The 15,161-nt window shown below is 73.8% G+C and carries 17 protein-coding genes; 11 read left to right on the top strand and 6 right to left on the bottom strand.

The window, feature by feature from the left end; genetic code table 11:
* Nucleotides 1-192 precede the first annotated feature (192 nt).
* Together ACZ56V_RS24830 and pitH are read right to left on the bottom strand one after the other, a co-directional pair.
* Nucleotides 193-414 carry a hypothetical protein gene (locus tag ACZ56V_RS24830; protein ID WP_030404451.1) on the bottom strand — a complete coding sequence of 74 codons (222 nt, stop codon included), beginning with the start codon at nucleotides 412-414 and terminating at the stop codon, nucleotides 193-195.
* A 34-nt stretch (nucleotides 415-448) separates the two neighbouring features.
* Nucleotides 449-1,708 (bottom strand): low-affinity phosphate transporter PitH, encoded by a 1,260-nt coding sequence (pitH, locus tag ACZ56V_RS24825; RefSeq protein ID WP_468945307.1) that lies wholly within the window; start codon nucleotides 1,706-1,708, stop codon nucleotides 449-451.
* Between the two features lie 224 nt (nucleotides 1,709-1,932).
* Between pitH and ACZ56V_RS24820 the strand changes: the two genes are divergently transcribed.
* The 3 genes from ACZ56V_RS24820 to ACZ56V_RS24810 all read left to right on the top strand — a co-directional run bounded on the left by ACZ56V_RS24820 (nucleotide 1,933) and on the right by ACZ56V_RS24810 (nucleotide 5,496).
* Nucleotides 1,933-2,619 carry a class II aldolase/adducin family protein gene (locus ACZ56V_RS24820; protein ID WP_468945304.1) on the top strand — a complete coding sequence of 229 codons (687 nt, stop codon included), beginning with the start codon at nucleotides 1,933-1,935 and terminating at the stop codon, nucleotides 2,617-2,619.
* 114 nt (nucleotides 2,620-2,733) lie between these two features.
* Nucleotides 2,734-3,861, top strand: coding sequence for an alpha/beta hydrolase family protein (locus tag ACZ56V_RS24815; protein WP_356368340.1), 1,128 nt, complete (start codon nucleotides 2,734-2,736; stop codon nucleotides 3,859-3,861).
* A gap of 216 nt (nucleotides 3,862-4,077) precedes the next feature.
* Complete coding sequence (locus tag ACZ56V_RS24810) at nucleotides 4,078-5,496, top strand: hypothetical protein (RefSeq protein ID WP_398912477.1); 1,419 nt, start codon at nucleotides 4,078-4,080, stop codon at nucleotides 5,494-5,496.
* 33 nt (nucleotides 5,497-5,529) lie between these two features.
* Here ACZ56V_RS24810 and ACZ56V_RS24805 read toward each other — a convergent pair whose 3' ends face one another.
* Nucleotides 5,530-5,943, bottom strand: a complete 414-nt coding sequence (locus ACZ56V_RS24805; protein ID WP_468945300.1) for a VOC family protein — start codon at nucleotides 5,941-5,943, stop codon at nucleotides 5,530-5,532.
* Nucleotides 5,944-6,148: 205 nt separating this feature from the next.
* Between ACZ56V_RS24805 and ACZ56V_RS24800 the strand changes: the two genes are divergently transcribed.
* The 3 genes from ACZ56V_RS24800 to ACZ56V_RS24790 all read left to right on the top strand — a co-directional run bounded on the left by ACZ56V_RS24800 (nucleotide 6,149) and on the right by ACZ56V_RS24790 (nucleotide 9,266).
* A complete protein-coding gene (locus ACZ56V_RS24800; RefSeq protein WP_398912475.1) occupies nucleotides 6,149-7,747 on the top strand; it encodes an ABC-F family ATP-binding cassette domain-containing protein in 1,599 nt (532 codons plus the stop codon).
* Between the two features lie 335 nt (nucleotides 7,748-8,082).
* Nucleotides 8,083-8,304: a helix-turn-helix domain-containing protein gene (locus ACZ56V_RS24795; RefSeq protein ID WP_003976983.1), complete on the top strand. Its 222-nt coding sequence runs from the start codon at nucleotides 8,083-8,085 to the stop codon at nucleotides 8,302-8,304.
* Nucleotides 8,305-8,462: 158 nt separating this feature from the next.
* Entirely contained in the window at nucleotides 8,463-9,266 is an 804-nt protein-coding gene (locus ACZ56V_RS24790; RefSeq protein WP_468945295.1) for an enoyl-CoA hydratase/isomerase family protein, read from the top strand.
* Nucleotides 9,267-9,282: 16 nt separating this feature from the next.
* Here ACZ56V_RS24790 and ACZ56V_RS24785 read toward each other — a convergent pair whose 3' ends face one another.
* Complete coding sequence (locus ACZ56V_RS24785) at nucleotides 9,283-10,065, bottom strand: nucleopolyhedrovirus P10 family protein (RefSeq protein ID WP_467383868.1); 783 nt, start codon at nucleotides 10,063-10,065, stop codon at nucleotides 9,283-9,285.
* Nucleotides 10,066-10,152: 87 nt separating this feature from the next.
* On the opposite strand from ACZ56V_RS24785, the gene ACZ56V_RS24780 reads away from it, so the two are divergent.
* From ACZ56V_RS24780 to amaP, 5 genes are read left to right on the top strand one after another with little or no spacing between them, the layout of a single operon-like run.
* Nucleotides 10,153-10,635 (top strand): Asp23/Gls24 family envelope stress response protein, encoded by a 483-nt coding sequence (locus ACZ56V_RS24780; RefSeq protein WP_398912472.1) that lies wholly within the window; start codon nucleotides 10,153-10,155, stop codon nucleotides 10,633-10,635.
* 58 nt (nucleotides 10,636-10,693) lie between these two features.
* The gene (locus ACZ56V_RS24775; RefSeq protein ID WP_398912471.1) at nucleotides 10,694-10,879 is read left to right on the top strand and encodes a hypothetical protein; all 186 of its coding nucleotides are present in this window, start codon (nucleotides 10,694-10,696) and stop codon (nucleotides 10,877-10,879) included.
* Entirely contained in the window at nucleotides 10,876-11,259 is a 384-nt protein-coding gene (locus tag ACZ56V_RS24770) for a hypothetical protein (RefSeq protein WP_398912469.1), read from the top strand. Before ACZ56V_RS24775 ends, ACZ56V_RS24770 begins: the two co-directional genes overlap by 4 nt.
* A complete protein-coding gene (locus ACZ56V_RS24765) occupies nucleotides 11,256-11,936 on the top strand; it encodes a DUF6286 domain-containing protein (protein WP_398912468.1) in 681 nt (226 codons plus the stop codon). The genes ACZ56V_RS24770 and ACZ56V_RS24765 overlap by 4 nt, the downstream gene beginning before the upstream one ends.
* A complete protein-coding gene (gene amaP / locus ACZ56V_RS24760) occupies nucleotides 11,933-12,520 on the top strand; it encodes an alkaline shock response membrane anchor protein AmaP (protein WP_356368365.1) in 588 nt (195 codons plus the stop codon). The genes ACZ56V_RS24765 and amaP overlap by 4 nt, the downstream gene beginning before the upstream one ends.
* A 73-nt stretch (nucleotides 12,521-12,593) precedes the next feature.
* Here the strand turns inward: amaP and ACZ56V_RS24755 are convergent, their stop codons facing one another.
* On the bottom strand, nucleotides 12,594-13,349 hold the full coding sequence (locus ACZ56V_RS24755; RefSeq protein WP_104635964.1) for an SDR family oxidoreductase: 756 nt from the start codon (nucleotides 13,347-13,349) through the stop codon (nucleotides 12,594-12,596).
* A gap of 5 nt (nucleotides 13,350-13,354) precedes the next feature.
* Nucleotides 13,355-15,142, bottom strand: a complete 1,788-nt coding sequence (locus ACZ56V_RS24750; RefSeq protein WP_467383864.1) for a glycoside hydrolase family 15 protein — start codon at nucleotides 15,140-15,142, stop codon at nucleotides 13,355-13,357.
* Nucleotides 15,143-15,161 lie beyond the last annotated feature (19 nt).

Genomic DNA, 15,161 nt, shown 5'->3' with positions numbered 1-15,161 from the left:
CAACAATGCCCAAAACACACCCCCCACTTGGGTGTGGCCTGGGGATGGGGGGGTGGGGGAACCCCCAAAGGGGGGTGTGGGGCCCGGAAAAGCGGGGGGGGGGGGCGAGAAGTGGTTCGCTTCTTTCCCCCCCCCCGCCCCGGCGCGTGCGCCCGTGGACCGGGCGGCGATCGAGCGGTGGTCGAGCGGTGGTCAGGCGACGATCAGGTAGATCCCGTACGCCACCGCCGCCGTGCAGGCCGCGAAGCAGGCGTACGCGCCGGTGACCGCGAGGGTCGCGGAGCCACCCTGGGCGGCGGCCCGCTCCTGGCGGGAGAGGCCGACGATGCCGAGGGTGAACAGGCCCACCAGGGCCACCGTGACCACGAGGCTGACGCCGAAGACGGAGCCGAGAGCTGCCCAGTCGATGCTCATGGAGGTTCGCTTCCTTCGTACCCGGGCTGCGGGTTCAGACGGTGGTGGCGGCCGAGGGGGCCTTGGTGTCGGACGTGGCGGCGGCCGGGACGGTGGCCGCCAGGTCCTCGGTCACGCCCGTAGGGGGCGGCGACACGGCGGCTATGGCCGTGGTGACGACACCGGCCGGCTCGGGCTCCTGGGCGCCCACCGCGTCGCCGTCGACGACGTTGGTGTGGTCGACGACCTCACGGCGGGAGATCCGCCAGATCGCGAAGCTGGACGCGACCAGGAACACCGCGACGAGGGCCGTGCCCCAGTCGCCGAGGCGGCAGACCCACTCGGCGAGCGCGGCGACCAGGGCCGCGGCCGGCAGCGTCAGGCCCCAGGCGACGAACATCCGGGTGGCCGTGGACCAGCGGACCACGCCGCCCTTGCGGCCGAGGCCCGCGCCCATCACCGCACCGGAGACCGAGTGCGTGGTGGACAGCGAGAAGCCGAGGTGGGAGGAGGCCAGGATCACCGTGGCGGCACTGGTCTGAGCGGCGAAGCCCTGCTGCGGCTGGAGGTCGGTCAGGCCCTTGCCCATGGTGCGGATGATGCGCCAGCCGCCCAGGTAGGTGCCGAGCGCGATGGCCATACCGGCACTGAGGATGACCCACACGGGCGGGTCGGAGTCGGGGGCGAGCGCGCCGCCGGCGATCAGGGCGAGGGTGATGATGCCCATCGTCTTCTGGGCGTCGTTGGTGCCGTGGGCCAGCGAGACCAGACCGGCGGAGGCGATCTGACCGGCCCGGTAGCCCTTCGCCGCGGCCTTGCCGTCGGCCTTTCGGCCCAGCGAGTACGTCATCCGGGAGGCGAGCAGTGCCGCGAGTCCGGCCACGATCGGGGCGGCGATCGCGGGGAGGAGCACCTTGGTGACGAGCACGTCGCCGTGGACCGCGCCGATACCGGCCGAGGCGACGGCGGCGCCGATCAGGCCGCCCATCAGGGCGTGCGAGGAACTGGACGGGAGCCCGACCAGCCAGGTCAGGAGGTTCCAGAGGATCGCGCCGACCAGTGCGGCGAAGATGACCTCGGGACGGATGCCGGTCTCGTCGACGAGACCCTTGGAGATCGTGTTGGCGACCTCCACGGAGAGGAAGGCGCCTACAAGGTTGAGGACGGCGGACATCGCCACCGCCACCTTGGGCTTGAGCGCACCGGTCGAAATGGTCGTTGCCATCGCGTTCGCGGTGTCGTGGAAACCGTTCGTGAAATCAAACGCGAGTGCGGTTACCACCACAATCGCGAGGATCAGCGAGAAGCTTTCCATTTACCCAGGCAATCGTTCGAGGTCGTTGGCGCGACGAACGTAGGTAACCAGGGTGAACGGAAGATGAACTGGGCAGGGCGTCACGGTGACCGGAAGCGGGTTCGGAGCCTCCCTCTGTGTGCCCGCTCCGGTGCTCTCCGGAGACGTCCCTGGCAGGATCACCGCGAGACCGTTCGGCGACGGGACGTGAGGGGCGCGCGGGCGCTCCGGAGGAGTGGGTGACTGTGACGCGATCGCGGGCTGCGGCCGGGGAGCCGGCCGGAGGGACGGCCGAGCAGGCGGCCTGGGAGGAACTCGTCGCGACGGCCCGGCGGACGGTGGCGGACGGGCTGGTCGTCGGCACCTCCGGCAACGTCTCGGTGCGCGTCGGCGACACGGTCCTGGTCACCCCGTCGGGCGTGCCCTACGACCGGCTGACCCCGGGCGACGTGACCGGTGTCGGCCTGGACGGACGCCAGGTGCTCGGCACGCTGGTCCCCACCAGCGAACTGCCCATGCACCTGGCCGTGTACCGCGCCGACCCCGGCGCCCGGGCCGTCGTCCACACCCACGCCGTGCACGCGACGGCCGTCTCGCTGCTCGTCCCCGAACTCCCGCCGGTGCACTACATGACCGCCGCGCTCGGCGGCACCGTCCGGGTCGCCCCCTACGCCGCCTACGGCACCGACGAACTCGCCCGCGTCATGCTCGACGCCCTCACCGACCGCACCGGCTGCCTGCTCCGCAACCACGGCACGGTCACCTACGGCGGCTCCCTCGACCAGGCCTACGACCGCACCGCCCAGCTCGAATGGATGTGCTGCCTCTGGCTGACCGCCGCCTCGGTGCCCGGCCACTCGCCGTCCCTGCTGACGCCGGCCCAGCTGGCGGAGGTGACGGAGCGCCTGAGGGGATACGGGCAGCGAAGCTGACGCGAGGTGCGTGCCGGGCGGTTCCCGGGGTACCGGCAACGGGACACGAGGACCTCGTCACCCCCTGTCACCCGTCCACTGGCCGCCCGAGGACTCCACCAGGAGACTGGCCCCATGCGCACTGTCACCGCAACGGCAGCCGCCGTCACCGCAGCTCTGGCGACCGGAGCGGCGAGCGTCGCCGTCGGCCGTCTCGCCAGCGACGCGGCGCTCAAGGCGCCCCCCGGCCGGCCCCTGCCGACCGAGCCCCGGCTCACCGTGCACGGCACCGCCGCCGGACAGATCACCCTCACCCGGGACCTGGCCGCACTGCGCCCCGGCCGGTACGGGCTCGCCGGTGACGGCTCCCACGCGGTCGTGGGACCGGTCCTCGGCACCGCCGAACACGGCGCGGACACCGTCGTACGCCGCCTCGAACGCGTCACGCACGGCACCCTCGAAACCGGTGACCGGGCGTGGTTCACCCCGAACCTGTACGTCGGGAACCCGGGCACGGCCCTCGACCTCGAGTACGCCGACGTCGAGGTCCCGGGCGAACTCGGTCCGCTCCCGGCCTGGTTCCTGCCCGGGGCCCGCCCGACCTGGATCATCGCCGTGCACGGCCTGGCCGCCACCCGCGAACACGCCCTGAACCTGATCGCCCCCCTGCACCGCCGGAACGTGCCGGTGCTGACCCTCGCCTACCGCGGCGACGTCGGCGCACCGCCCTCGCCCGACGGCCTGCACCACTTCGGCGAGACCGAGTGGCGCGACGTGGACGCGGCCGTCCGCTACGCCCTCGACCACGGCGCCCGCCAGGTCGTCCTGCTCGGCTGGTCCACCGGCGCCACCATGGCCCTGCGCACCGCCGCGCTCTCCGGCGTGCGCGAGCGCATCGCGGGGCTCGTGCTGGACTCCCCGGTGCTCAGCTGGGAGACCACCCTGCGCGCCCTGGCCGCCGCCCGCCGCACCCCCGGCGCGCTCCTGCCGCTCGCCGTCCGCGCCGCGCAGGGCCGCGCCGGGCTGCACGCCGACCGGGACGCCGGCACCGCCGGTCTGTACCGCCCGGCCGTCCCCACCCTGATCTTCCACGGCCCCGGCGACGCGGTGGCCCCCTGGCGCCTGTCCCGACGCCTCGCCGACACCCACCCGCGCCTGGTCGCCCTCCACACCGTCCGGGACGCCCCGCACGGCGCCATGTGGAACGCCGACCCCGCGGACTACGAGGAGACCCTCCGCCGCTTCATGACCCCACTGGTGTGATCCCCTCCCACGGCCCCCGGGGGCGAGACCTCTCGCGGCCCCTTCGCCCGCCCGTGACGCCTGCCCGAGGACGCGACGATCACCTTCCGTTTAGCGTCGTACCACTGGCCTGATCCGCTGCCCGGACAGCGCGCCCGGCCCCCGCGCCCGCCGCCCCGGGAGGCCGCCGGGGCATTCCGTTTGGGTTTTCGGACCGTCAACCGGAAGACTGCACCCGTGACGTCCCGTATCCCGCGCGACTCCAGGCTCCGACTCGTCCGCCCGCGACCCCTGGCCGCCGCCCCCCCAGCGATGAATCAGCGGCGTCCACGCCGCCCCGCGCCGCGCCCCCCGGAAGGCACACCGGCCCGCTCGGAGCTGGCCAGAATGGCGCGCTCCGGCCTTGCCGACGCGGCCCGTGTCGCCCGCTGGGCCGACTCCGCACTCGGCCCCGGCCGCGGCAGCGCGACCGCCGACGGCAAGGCCACCCTGTCCGACGCCACCGCCGAACACGCGGCCCGCGCACTGGGCCTGCCCGTGGCCAAGGTCCGCGCCGACTGGGACACCGCACGCCTCGCCGGACTGGTCGAGGTGCACGGCGGCACCGCCCGCCCCGGCTGGCGGCTGCGCGCCTGGAACCGCGACGACAGCGCCGTACTGCGCGGCTGGGTCGCCCTCTTCGACGCCTGGTCGCTCGCCCACCCCGAGCCCGCCGGGCAGGAGCCCGCCGCGGTGGCCGAGGTCGTCTCCGCGATGCCCCAGCTGCTCTCCTTCCTCCAGCTGTCCGCCGGACCCGTCCCCGTGGCGCAGCTCCTGGACCTGCTGGAGCAGCGCGTCACCGAACTGCGCACCGAGCGCTGCGAGGTGCCCTACGGCCCCCGGCTCGAACCCGGCACCCCGGGCGCCGAGCCGGATCCGGGCCCGGCCACCGACACCCCGCTCGCCCCCCTCCTCGACTGGGCCCTGCACGCCCTCGCCTCCGTCGGCGCCCTCACCTGCGGCGACGGACACGCCACGCTCACCCCGCTCGGCAGCTGGGCGGTGTGGGTCAAGCTGGAGCAGATCTGCGTCGCCGCGCAGAGCCCGGCCGGCAACATCGAACAGTCGGCCGAGGACATGCTCCGCGGCTGCGCCCAGCTCCGCCCCAACGCCGCCCGCGCCGAGTACCGCGCCTGGCTCGCCGCCCGCCCCGTCGGCAGCGCCGTCGCCGAACTGCTCGGGGCCGCCCGCGGCGACGACGCCCTGCTGCGCGGCCTCGCCTTCGAGGCGCTGCGCGTCGTCGGGGCCCCCGCCGAGCCCGACGTCCGCGGCGTCCTCGACGAGCCGACGCTCCGGCCGTACGCCCTGCTGTGGCTGGCCGAGCACGACGGCGTCGACCCCGAGGACGCCCATGAGGTCCTCACCCGTCCGGAGGCCACCTGGCTGTGGGTCGACACCGCGGCGGCCGTCGCCGACCACGGGGAGGCCCCGCTGCTGGTGCGGCACCTGGAGTCGGCGGTGCAGGCCACCGTCCCGGCCCTGCTCGCCGAGGTCCGCGCGGTCGGCCACCCCCGCACCGTGCAGGTGCTGGTGGCGCTCGCCGCCGCGCACCCGGACCCCGCCCTGGCCAAGGCCGTACGCCGGGCGGCCTTCCAGGTCCACACCGGGGGCAGTTGACCGGCCGCGGCCCGACGGACGGACCGCCGGAGGCTACCCGCGTACCTCCGGCGCGTACGTCCCGAAGCTCCAGACGTTGCCCTCCAGGTCGCGGGCCATGTAGTCCCGCGAGCCGTAGTCCTGGTCGGTCGGGGGCATCAGGACCTCCGCGCCGTGCTCCACGGCCCGCCGGTGATGGGCGTCGACGTCCGCCACCACGACGTACACACCCGTGGGACCCCCGCTCTTCATCGCCTCGTCGAAGCGGCTGCCCGTGCCCTTCGAGCCGAGCATGACCACGCCGTTGCCCTGGGCCAGCTCGGCGTGGGCCACCGAGCCGTCCTCGCCCTCGTACACCGCGAGCGCGGTGAAGCCGAAGGCCTCGGTGAGCTGCCGGACCGCCGCCTTGGCGTCCGCGTACCTGAGCGTCGGGCAGATGCTCGGACGCCCGCCCTCGTTGCCCGCCATGCCGATCACTTCCTTGTGAGCCGGTGGTCCGTTCCGCTTTGGACCCGTTCGCCCAGTCTTCCACCGGCCACTGACAACGCTCGCGGGGAAAAGCGCTTGCACCGCCCCGTTAGACTGGCCCTCATGGCCATTCTCCTCGTGCATTAGAGCGGCGGGAACCTCCACAGCCGCCCACCCCGCCACCCACCCGCCCAGGAGTCTGACCGTGATCTCCGCCTCCGGCATCGAGCTGCGCGCCGGTGCCCGTGTCCTCATCGAGAGCGCCACCTTCCGCGTCGCCAAGGGCGACCGCATCGGCCTGGTCGGCCGCAACGGCGCCGGCAAGACCACCCTCACCAAGGTCCTGGCCGGCGAGGGCCAGCCCGCCGCCGGCAACGTCACCCGCTCCGGCGAGGTCGGCTACCTCCCGCAGGACCCGCGCACCGGCGACCTCGACGTGCTCGCCCGCGACCGCATCCTGTCCGCGCGCGGCCTGGACGTCCTGATCCGCAAGATGCGCGAGAACGAGCAGCGCATCGCCAACGGCCAGGGCGCCACCCGCGACAAGGCCCTGCGGCAGTACGAGCGCCAGGAGACCGAGTTCCTCACCAAGGGCGGGTACGCCGCCGAGGCCGAGGCCGCCACCATCGCCGCCGCGCTGAACCTGCCCGACCGGGTGCTCGGCCAGCCGCTGCACACGCTCTCCGGCGGTCAGCGCCGCCGCATCGAGCTGGCCCGGATCCTGTTCTCGGACGCGGACACCCTGCTGCTCGACGAGCCGACCAACCACCTCGACGCGGACTCGATCATCTGGCTGCGCGACTACCTGAAGACCTACCGCGGCGGCTTCATCGTGATCTCCCACGACGTCGACCTGGTGGAGACGGTCGTCAACAAGGTGTTCTACCTGGACGCCAACCGCTCCCAGATCGACGTCTACAACATGGGCTGGAAGCTCTACCAGCAGCAGCGCGAGGCCGACGAGAAGCGCCGCAAGCGCGAGCGCGCCAACGCCGAGAAGAAGGCCGCCGCCCTGCACTCGCAGGCCGACAAGATGCGCGCCAAGGCCACCAAGACGGTCGCCGCGCAGAACATGGCCCGCCGTGCCGACAAGCTGCTCTCCGGCCTGGAGGCGGTCCGCCAGTCCGACAAGGTCGCCAAGCTCCGCTTCCCGGAGCCCGCGCCCTGCGGCAAGACCCCGCTGATGGCCGAGGGCCTGTCGAAGTCGTACGGCTCGCTGGAGATCTTCACCGACGTCGACCTGGCCATCGACAAGGGCTCCCGGGTTGTCATCCTGGGGCTCAACGGCGCCGGCAAGACCACGCTGCTGCGCCTCCTCGGCGGCGTCGAGAAGCCCGACACCGGCCAGGTCATCGAGGGCCACGGCCTCAAGCTCGGCTACTACGCGCAGGAGCACGAGACCCTCGACCCCGAGCGCACCGTCCTGGAGAACATGCGCTCGGCCAACCCCGACCTGGACCTGGTCGAGGTCCGCAAGACGCTGGGCTCGTTCCTGTTCTCCGGCGACGACGTCGACAAGCCCGCCGGTGTCCTCTCCGGCGGCGAGAAGACCCGTCTCGCGCTGGCCACCCTCGTGGTGTCCTCGGCGAACGTGCTGCTCCTCGACGAGCCCACCAACAACCTCGACCCGGCCAGCCGCGAGGAGATCCTCGGAGCGCTGCGCACCTACAAGGGCGCCGTCGTCCTCGTCACCCACGACGAGGGCGCCGTCGAGGCGCTCCAGCCGGAACGGATCATTCTGCTTCCGGACGGTGTCGAGGACCTGTGGGGCGCCGACTACGCGGACCTCGTCGCCCTCGCTTGACCGAATGGATGATCCACCGGTGATGGATCATTCGGCCGATCCGTGATCCACCATCTGTGTGAGATCTCCTCATCAAGAGGTGTGTCATACAACGATTTCGCGGCCGGGCCCCCATTGCCGGGGGCCCGGCCGTGACGCCTTTCTGACCTGGAATGACGCGGAGAAACCCGTTCGGCCGAACGCGCCCGATTCTCTGGAATCACGGATTCCGTATGTGGGGACCCGCTCCTGTCGTCACCAGCTTGTCTCATCGACCTTGCCGAATGGGTGGCCAGGAGGGCCGGGAGGGGTGATCATGAGGAGTACCAGAGCGCACTTCCCATGAGGAGGCACGGGTGGCCGAGACTCTGAAGAAGGGCAGCCGGGTTACCGGCGCCGCGCGCGACAAGCTCGCGGCAGACCTGAAGAAGAAGTACGACGCCGGTGCGAGCATCCGGGCGTTGGCCGAGGAAACCGGCCGCTCGTATGGCTTTGTGCACCGCATGCTCAGCGAGTCGGGCGTCACGCTCCGAGGGCGTGGCGGGGCTACCCGGGGCAAGAAGGCCACGTCGGCCTGATGTCCCGGGCGGCCCCTCGACTCCGAAAGTGACGGTGGCCACCCGGTCGGTCGTCCGACCGTCCGGGTGGTTACTGTGCAGTCACTTAGCCCTGCCGTCGCACGGCGCACCGTCCGGCGCGCGGCGGGGACGACGACCGCATCTTTCGGAGGCGCCCCATGGCTTCGCCCGCCCACGACCCCGGTCCCGCACTCGACCAGGACGGCGTGCGGCTCACCGTCGACGACGCGATCGCCACGGTGACGCTGACCAACCCGGCCAAGCGCAACGCGCAGAGCCCCGCTCTGTGGCGGGCGCTGGCCGAGGCCGGTCGGCTGCTGCCGGGCTCCGTCCGCGCCGTGGTGCTGCGGGCCGAGGGCAAGTCCTTCTCGGCCGGGCTCGACCGGCAGGCGTTCACCCCCGAGGGCTTCGACGGCGAACCGTCGTTCGTCGACCTCGCCCGGGGCGGTGATGCCGAGCTGGACGCGGCCATCGCCGAGTACCAGGAGGCGTTCACCTGGTGGCGGCGCAGCGACCTCGTGTCGGTCGCCGCCGTGCAGGGGCACGCCATCGGGGCGGGCTTCCAGCTGGCCCTCGCCTGTGACCTGCGGGTCGTCGCGGACGACGTGCAGTTCGCCATGCGCGAGACCAGCCTGGGCCTGGTGCCGGACCTGACGGGCACGCATCCCCTGGTGTCCCTGGTCGGGTACGCCCGCGCGCTGGAGATCTGCGCGACCGGGCGGTTCGTCACCGCCGAGGAGGCCGTGAGCACCGGCCTGGCCAACCTCGCCGTGCCCGCGGACCAGCTCGACGGCACGGTGCACGACCTGGTGTCCGCGATCCTGGCCGCACCGCGCGACGCGGTCGTCGAGACCAAGGCGCTGCTCCGGGGCGCCCTGACGCGGGACTACGAGGCCCAGCGCACCGCCGAACGGGCCGCCCAGGGACGCCGGCTGCGCGACCTGGCGGGGCTCGGCGAGTAGGAACGCCGAGAGCCCCTCAGCCGACGGCCGTCACCACCACCGCCACCGACGGGCGGTCCGGCAGGGCCTCGGACACCACCGCGCGGACCCGCCGGGCCACCTCGACGGCCCGGTGGTCCGCGTGCACCGCCAACTCCACCCGGACATGCCGGCGCGGCAGCGCCCCCTCCCGCGCCGGCTCCTCCGTCACGTGCACCGGACGGCCCAGTACGCCCGTCAGCCGGACCACGCCCGGCACCGCCCGCACGACCCCGGCGACCCGGCCCTCGTCACCGCCGACGGCCCCGCCGTCCTCGCCCTCGTCCCCGGCGGGGGCGCCGGCGGGTCCCGCCTCCGGCCCGGCGTCGGGCGCACGGCCGGGTGCCGTACCCGTGGCCGGGTCCACGTCGTACAGACCGGTCACCCGCAGGTCCACGTCCGCCGCCGCGAGGCCCAGCCGCCCGTTCGCCGCGTCCGCCAGCGCGACACGCAGGCGCGCCGCCGTCACCGGCAGGGGTTCCGCGGCCGCCGCCGCGGGCTCCACGACCGCCGCGAAGCCGGCCGTCACCCGCAGCGCGCCGGGCGGCAGCGCGCCCGGCGGAGGCGGCACGGCGGCCTCCCGGGTGTCGTCCGGGTCCGCGAGACCGATCCGCAGGTCACCCGGGCGCACACCGGGCACCTCCCGGGCCACTGCCAGCAGCACCTCACGGGCCGCCCGCTCGGCGATCCATGCTCCGTCCCCCGGGCCGCCCAGCGGCAGCAGCCTGCCGAGACCCAACTGTTCCCGCATCGCGCGCGTCCACCGGTCCGCCGTCGTCATTCCTCCAGCCTGCCGCATCTGTGGCGCGAGTCACGGCAACCCCGCCTAACGTGGACACAGGACTACGACCGAAAGGGACGTACGGCGATGAGCGACATGGAGAGCCACCGGAGCGGGCAGGACACGATCGACACCCCCGGGGCGGCCAAGGGCCAGACGCTGCGGCGCGGCGGCGGGGACCCCGGCACCCGGGGACGGACCACGATCGCCGACGGCGTGGTGGAGAAGATCACCGGAATGGCGGCACGGGACGTCGCCGGTGTGCACGCGATGGGCAGCGGGATGTCCCGCACCTTCGGCGCCGTGCGCGACCGGGTGCCCGGCGGGACAAAGTCCGGGGTGTCGCGCGGGGTGAAGGCCGAGGTCGGCGAGAAGCAGACCGCCCTCGACCTGGAGATCGTCGTCGAGTACGGCGTGTCGATCGCGGACGTGGCCCGCGATGTGCGGGAGAACGTGGTGGCGGCGGTGGAGCGGATGACCGGCCTGGAGGTCGTCGAGGTCAACATCGCGGTCAGCGACGTGAAGCTGCCCGACGAGGAGGACGAGGAACCGGAGCCCCGGATCAAGTGACGCGGACGCTGACCGAACGGTGAATCGTGAATCAAACGGTGAAAGAGGGGAGCGCGCCATGAGCATGGCCGTGGTCGGCATGATCGCCGGCATGGCACTGGGCTTCGCCGGATACTTCGGCGGATTCGGTGCCTTCCTGCTGGTGGCGGCCCTGGGGGCCGTCGGGTTCGTGGTCGGCCGCTTCCTGGAGGGGGACATGGACCTCGGTGACTTCTTCCGCACCCGCGACGACCGGCTGCGGTGACCGGCGTGAGCGACGGGGCCGGTGAGCTCCTCGAACCCCTGACCCGCGTCGCGCCGGGCGAGCGCGGCGCCACGCGGATCGCAGACCGGGTCGTCGCCAAGGTCGCCGCACGGGCGGCGCGCGAGGCGCTCGGCCCGCTCCACCCGGACGCCGCACGGCCGTACGCCACCGTCGACGTCCACCACGACACCGCCCGCGTCCGGGTCCATCTGGAACTCGACTACCCGTGCGACATCGGCGCCCGCTGCGGCCGGGTGCGTCACCAAGTGGTCCAGCGGGTACGTGCGTTGGTGGGCATGGCGGTGCCGGAGGTCGCCGTCCAGGTGGAGCGGCTGCACCTGGCGGCGGAATACGGTGCGAGGCACGGGAGGACGCGATGAGCGAGCCCCAGGGCGCCGGGACGGGAGAGGGCAGCACCCAGCGCCTGCCCGTCGTGGAACGCGGCACGGAGCCGGGCACGGCCCCGTCCTTGGAGAAGCACGGTCCCGACCAGCCGGACGCGTCCGGGAGCGGACGGGCCGGCCGCTTCTGGTCCACGCGCCGCGTCCCCGCCGGCCTCGTCGCACTACTGCTCCTGATCCTCGCCGGAGCCTTCCTCTACGACGTCGTCGCCGTGCGCGCCGGCCGGACCGCGCTGGGCTGGCGCCGCGACCTGGCCCGGCAGCTCGCCGAACGGCCCGTCGACGACACATGGGTGCTGGTCGGCGCGGGAGTCGCCGCGGCCCTCGGGCTCTGGCTGCTCCTGCTGGCCCTCACGCCCGGACTGCGCCGGGAGCTGCCGATGCGGCGCACCCACCCGGACGTACGCGCCGGGCTGCACCGGGACGCCGCCGCCACGGTGCTGCGCGACCGGGCCATGGAGGTCGCCGGGGTGCAGTCGGCGCGGGTGCGGATGCGCCGCCGCAGGGCCCGCGTACGGGCGCTGTCGCACTTCCGGGAACTGGACGACGTACGGGCCGATCTGGACGGCGTGCTCGACGACGCGGTACGCGGCCTCGGCCTGGCCCGGCCGCCCGCCGTGTCGCTGCGGGTGGCGCGACCCGGACGGAAGGGGTGAACGCGGTGCTGAGGACGGTGAACCGGGTACTGACCGGACTGGTGGGCCTGATCCTGCTGGCGCTCGGCGGCGCGGTGCTGGCCGTGGGTTTCGACGCGCCCGCGCCCTCCTGGTGGGTCCACCAGGGGCCGCACGACGTGCTGCTGAGCGACGCCGAACGGACCCGGTGGCGGGACGCCGGCTGGTGGTGGCCCGTCGTCATCGCGGCCCTCGCCGTCCTGCTGCTGCTCGCCCTGTGGTGGCTGGTCGCGGTGGTGCGCCGCCGCCGGCTCACCGAGGTCCTCGTCGACACCGGGGACGGCGAGGGCGCCTCGCTGCGCGGCAGGGCGCTGGAGGACGTCCTCGCCGGTGAGGCGGACCGCGTGGACGGGGTCGAACGGGCCGGCGTACGGCTCACCGGCCGCCGCGACGCCCCGGCGGCCCGCGTCCGGCTGCTCCTGGCCCCCCACGTGGACCCCGGGACCGCCCTGCACGACCTCACCACCCGGGCCCTGACCCACGCCCGCGAGTCGGCCAACCTCACGTCCCTCCCGGCGGAGGTCCACCTCCGGGGCGTCAAGCACGGGGCGGAACGGGTCAGCTGAGGGCACGCCCGGCCAACGGGACCGTCCGGCCCGGCGTTCGACAGCAGCCCACGGCGCGTCCCGCCCGGCCGTCCTAGAAGCCGTGCCGCACGCCGCCGTCCACCGGCAGCATCACACCGGTGATGTACGACGCCGCGGGGGAGAGCAGGAACGCGGACGCGCGGCCGAACTCCGCCGGGGCGCCGTAGCGGCGCAGCGGGATGCGGGACTCGGCGGCCGCCCTGGTCGCCTCCGGGTCGGCGGACAGACCGTCCAGCTCGCGCACCCGGTCGGTGTCCACGCGGCCCGGCAGCAGGCCGACGACGCGGATGCCGCGCGGGCCCAGCTCGTCGGCGAGGGACTTGGCGAAGCCCGCGAGCCCGGGGCGCAGGCCGTTGGAGATGGTCAGGCCCGGGATCGGCTCGTGCACCGAGCCCGACAGCACGAACCCGATCACCCCGCCCTCCGCCAGCTCGGCCGCCGCCGTCCGGGCCAGCCGCACCGCGCCGAGGAACACCGACTCGAACGCCGACTGCCACTGCTCGTCCGTGGTGTCGGCGACGAACCCGGGCGGCGGCCCGCCCACGCTGATCAGCACGCCGTCGAAACGGCCGAAGCGCTCCCGGGCGGTCGCGATCAGCCGACCGGCGGCCTCCGGGTCGGCGTTGTCCGCGGCCACCCCGACCGCCCCCGGCCCCAGTGCCGAGGCCGCCTCCGCGGCGCTCTTCTCGTCCCGCCCCGTGACGACCACCTTCGCCCCGTCGGCGACCAGCTCCCGCGCGGCGGCGTTGCCCAGGCCCCGGGTGGCACCCGTGACGACGTACACCCGGTCCTTCAGTCCAAGATCCATGGCCCCTATCCTGCCTCCTCGTCCCCGAACAGGGCGAGGGCCGTGTTCACCAGGCCGACGTGGCTGAAGGCCTGCGGGAAGTTGCCGAGCTGGTGCCCGGTCACCGGGTCGTACTCCTCGGCCAGCAGCCCCACGTCGTTGGCGAGCGCTACCAGCCGCTCGAACAGCTCCCGGGCCTCCTTCGTCCGGCCGGTCGCGTGCAGCGCGTCCGCGTACCAGAACGAGCACACCAGGAACGTCCCCTCGCCGCCCGGCAGCCCGTCGACGGGATCGCCCTCGGTGCTGTAGCGCCGCACCAGGCCGCCCCGGGTCAGCTCCGCGCCGACCGCGTCGACCGTGCCGACCACGCGCGGGTCGTCCGGCGGCAGGAATCCCACGCGCGGGATGAGCAGCACCGAGGCGTCCAGCTCCCGCGAGCCGTAGTACTGGGTGAAGGTGTTGCGCGCCGGGTCGTAGCCCTTCTCGCACACCTCGCGGTGCACCTCGTCGCGCAGCGCGCGCCAGCCGTCGAGGTCACCGCCGCCCAGCTCGGGATGGTCCTCCAGCGTGCGCACCGCCCGGTCCAGGGCCACCCACGTCATCACCTTCGAGTGCACGAACTGCCGGCGGCCGCCCCGCACCTCCCACAGCCCCTCGTCCGGTTCCCGCCACGCCGTGGCCAGGAACTCCACCAGGGCGCACTGCAGCTCCCACATCTGCGGCCGGGGCCGCATCCCCGCCAGCCGGGCCAGCGACAGGGAGTCCATGACCTCGCCGTACACGTCCAGCTGGAGCTGGTTCACGGCGTCGTTGCCGATGCGCACGGGCGTGGACCCGGCGAAGCCGGACAGCCACGGCAGCTCGAACTCGGGCAGCCGCCGCTCGCCCGCCACGCCGTACATGATCTGCAGGTCCGCCGGGTTGCCCGCGACCGCGCGCAGCAGCCAGTCGCGCCAGGCCTCGGCCTCCTCCAGGTAGCCGGCCGACAGCAGGGCGCCCAGGGTGAGCGTGGAGTCCCGCAGCCAGCAGAAGCGGTAGTCCCAGTTGCGCACGCCGCCCGGCTCCTCCGGCAGCGAGGTGGTGGGGGCGGCCACGATGCCGCCGGTGGGCTGGTACGTGAGCGCCTTCAGCGTGATCAGGGAGCGGACCACGATGTCCCGGTGCGGACCGTCGTAGCGGCAGCGCGCCGCCCACTCGCGCCAGTCCTCGACGCTGTGCTCCAGCGACACGTACGGGTCGATCAAGGGCGGCCTGGGCTCGTGCGAGGGGTGCCAGGTCAGCACGAACGCGACCTTCTCGCCCGCGGCGACCGTGAACTCCGCGTGGGTCCCGAAGTCCTGGCCCCAGCTGTGCACCTCGGGCTCACTGCGCAGCCACGCCGAGTCCGGTCCCGCGACGGCCACCCGGTGCCCGTCGGTCCGGCGCACCCACGGGACGATCGAGCCGTGGTCGAAGCGCAGCCGCAGCACGCTGCGCACGGTGACCTCGCCGCTCAGGCCCTCCACTATGCGCACGAGGTCGGGGGCGCGGTCGCGCTGGGGCATCAGGTCGGTGACGCGGATCGCGCCGTCCTCGGTCTCCCACTCGGTGTCCAGGACGAGGGTGTCCGGCCGGTAGGCACGCCGTGTGCAGCGTTCGGCGCCCTCGGGGGCGATGCGCCAGTGGCCGTTGTCCTCGTCGCCGAGCAGTTTGGCGAAGCAGGCGGCCGAGTCGAAGCGGGGCAGGCAGAGCCAGTCCACGGAGCCGTCCGTGCCGACCAGGGCGGCGGTCTGCAGGTCGCCGATGAGCGCGTAGTCCTCGATGTGGGGGTGCACGGGTTGACCTCTTCCCGGC

Source organism: Streptomyces sp. NPDC034099 (assembly GCF_055575415.1).
The sequence above is the reverse complement of the archived record's forward strand: the minus strand, read 5'-3'. Positions and strand labels throughout refer to the sequence as shown.

Excerpts from the sequence above, each read along its gene's own strand:
- ACZ56V_RS24780 (WP_398912472.1), top strand. The coding sequence starts at position 10,153 with ATGAGCGACATGGAGAGCCACCGGAGCGGGCAGGACACGATCGACACC.
- ACZ56V_RS24805 (WP_468945300.1), bottom strand. The coding sequence starts at position 5,943 with ATGGCGGGCAACGAGGGCGGGCGTCCGAGCATCTGCCCGACGCTCAGG.
- ACZ56V_RS24755 (WP_104635964.1), bottom strand. The coding sequence starts at position 13,349 with ATGGATCTTGGACTGAAGGACCGGGTGTACGTCGTCACGGGTGCCACC.
- pitH (WP_468945307.1), bottom strand. The coding sequence starts at position 1,708 with ATGGAAAGCTTCTCGCTGATCCTCGCGATTGTGGTGGTAACCGCACTC.
- ACZ56V_RS24815 (WP_356368340.1), top strand. The coding sequence starts at position 2,734 with ATGCGCACTGTCACCGCAACGGCAGCCGCCGTCACCGCAGCTCTGGCG.
- ACZ56V_RS24790 (WP_468945295.1), top strand. The coding sequence starts at position 8,463 with ATGGCTTCGCCCGCCCACGACCCCGGTCCCGCACTCGACCAGGACGGC.
- ACZ56V_RS24765 (WP_398912468.1), top strand. The coding sequence starts at position 11,256 with ATGAGCGAGCCCCAGGGCGCCGGGACGGGAGAGGGCAGCACCCAGCGC.
- ACZ56V_RS24830 (WP_030404451.1), bottom strand. The coding sequence starts at position 414 with ATGAGCATCGACTGGGCAGCTCTCGGCTCCGTCTTCGGCGTCAGCCTC.
- ACZ56V_RS24785 (WP_467383868.1), bottom strand. The coding sequence starts at position 10,065 with ATGACGACGGCGGACCGGTGGACGCGCGCGATGCGGGAACAGTTGGGT.
- ACZ56V_RS24775 (WP_398912471.1), top strand. The coding sequence starts at position 10,694 with ATGAGCATGGCCGTGGTCGGCATGATCGCCGGCATGGCACTGGGCTTC.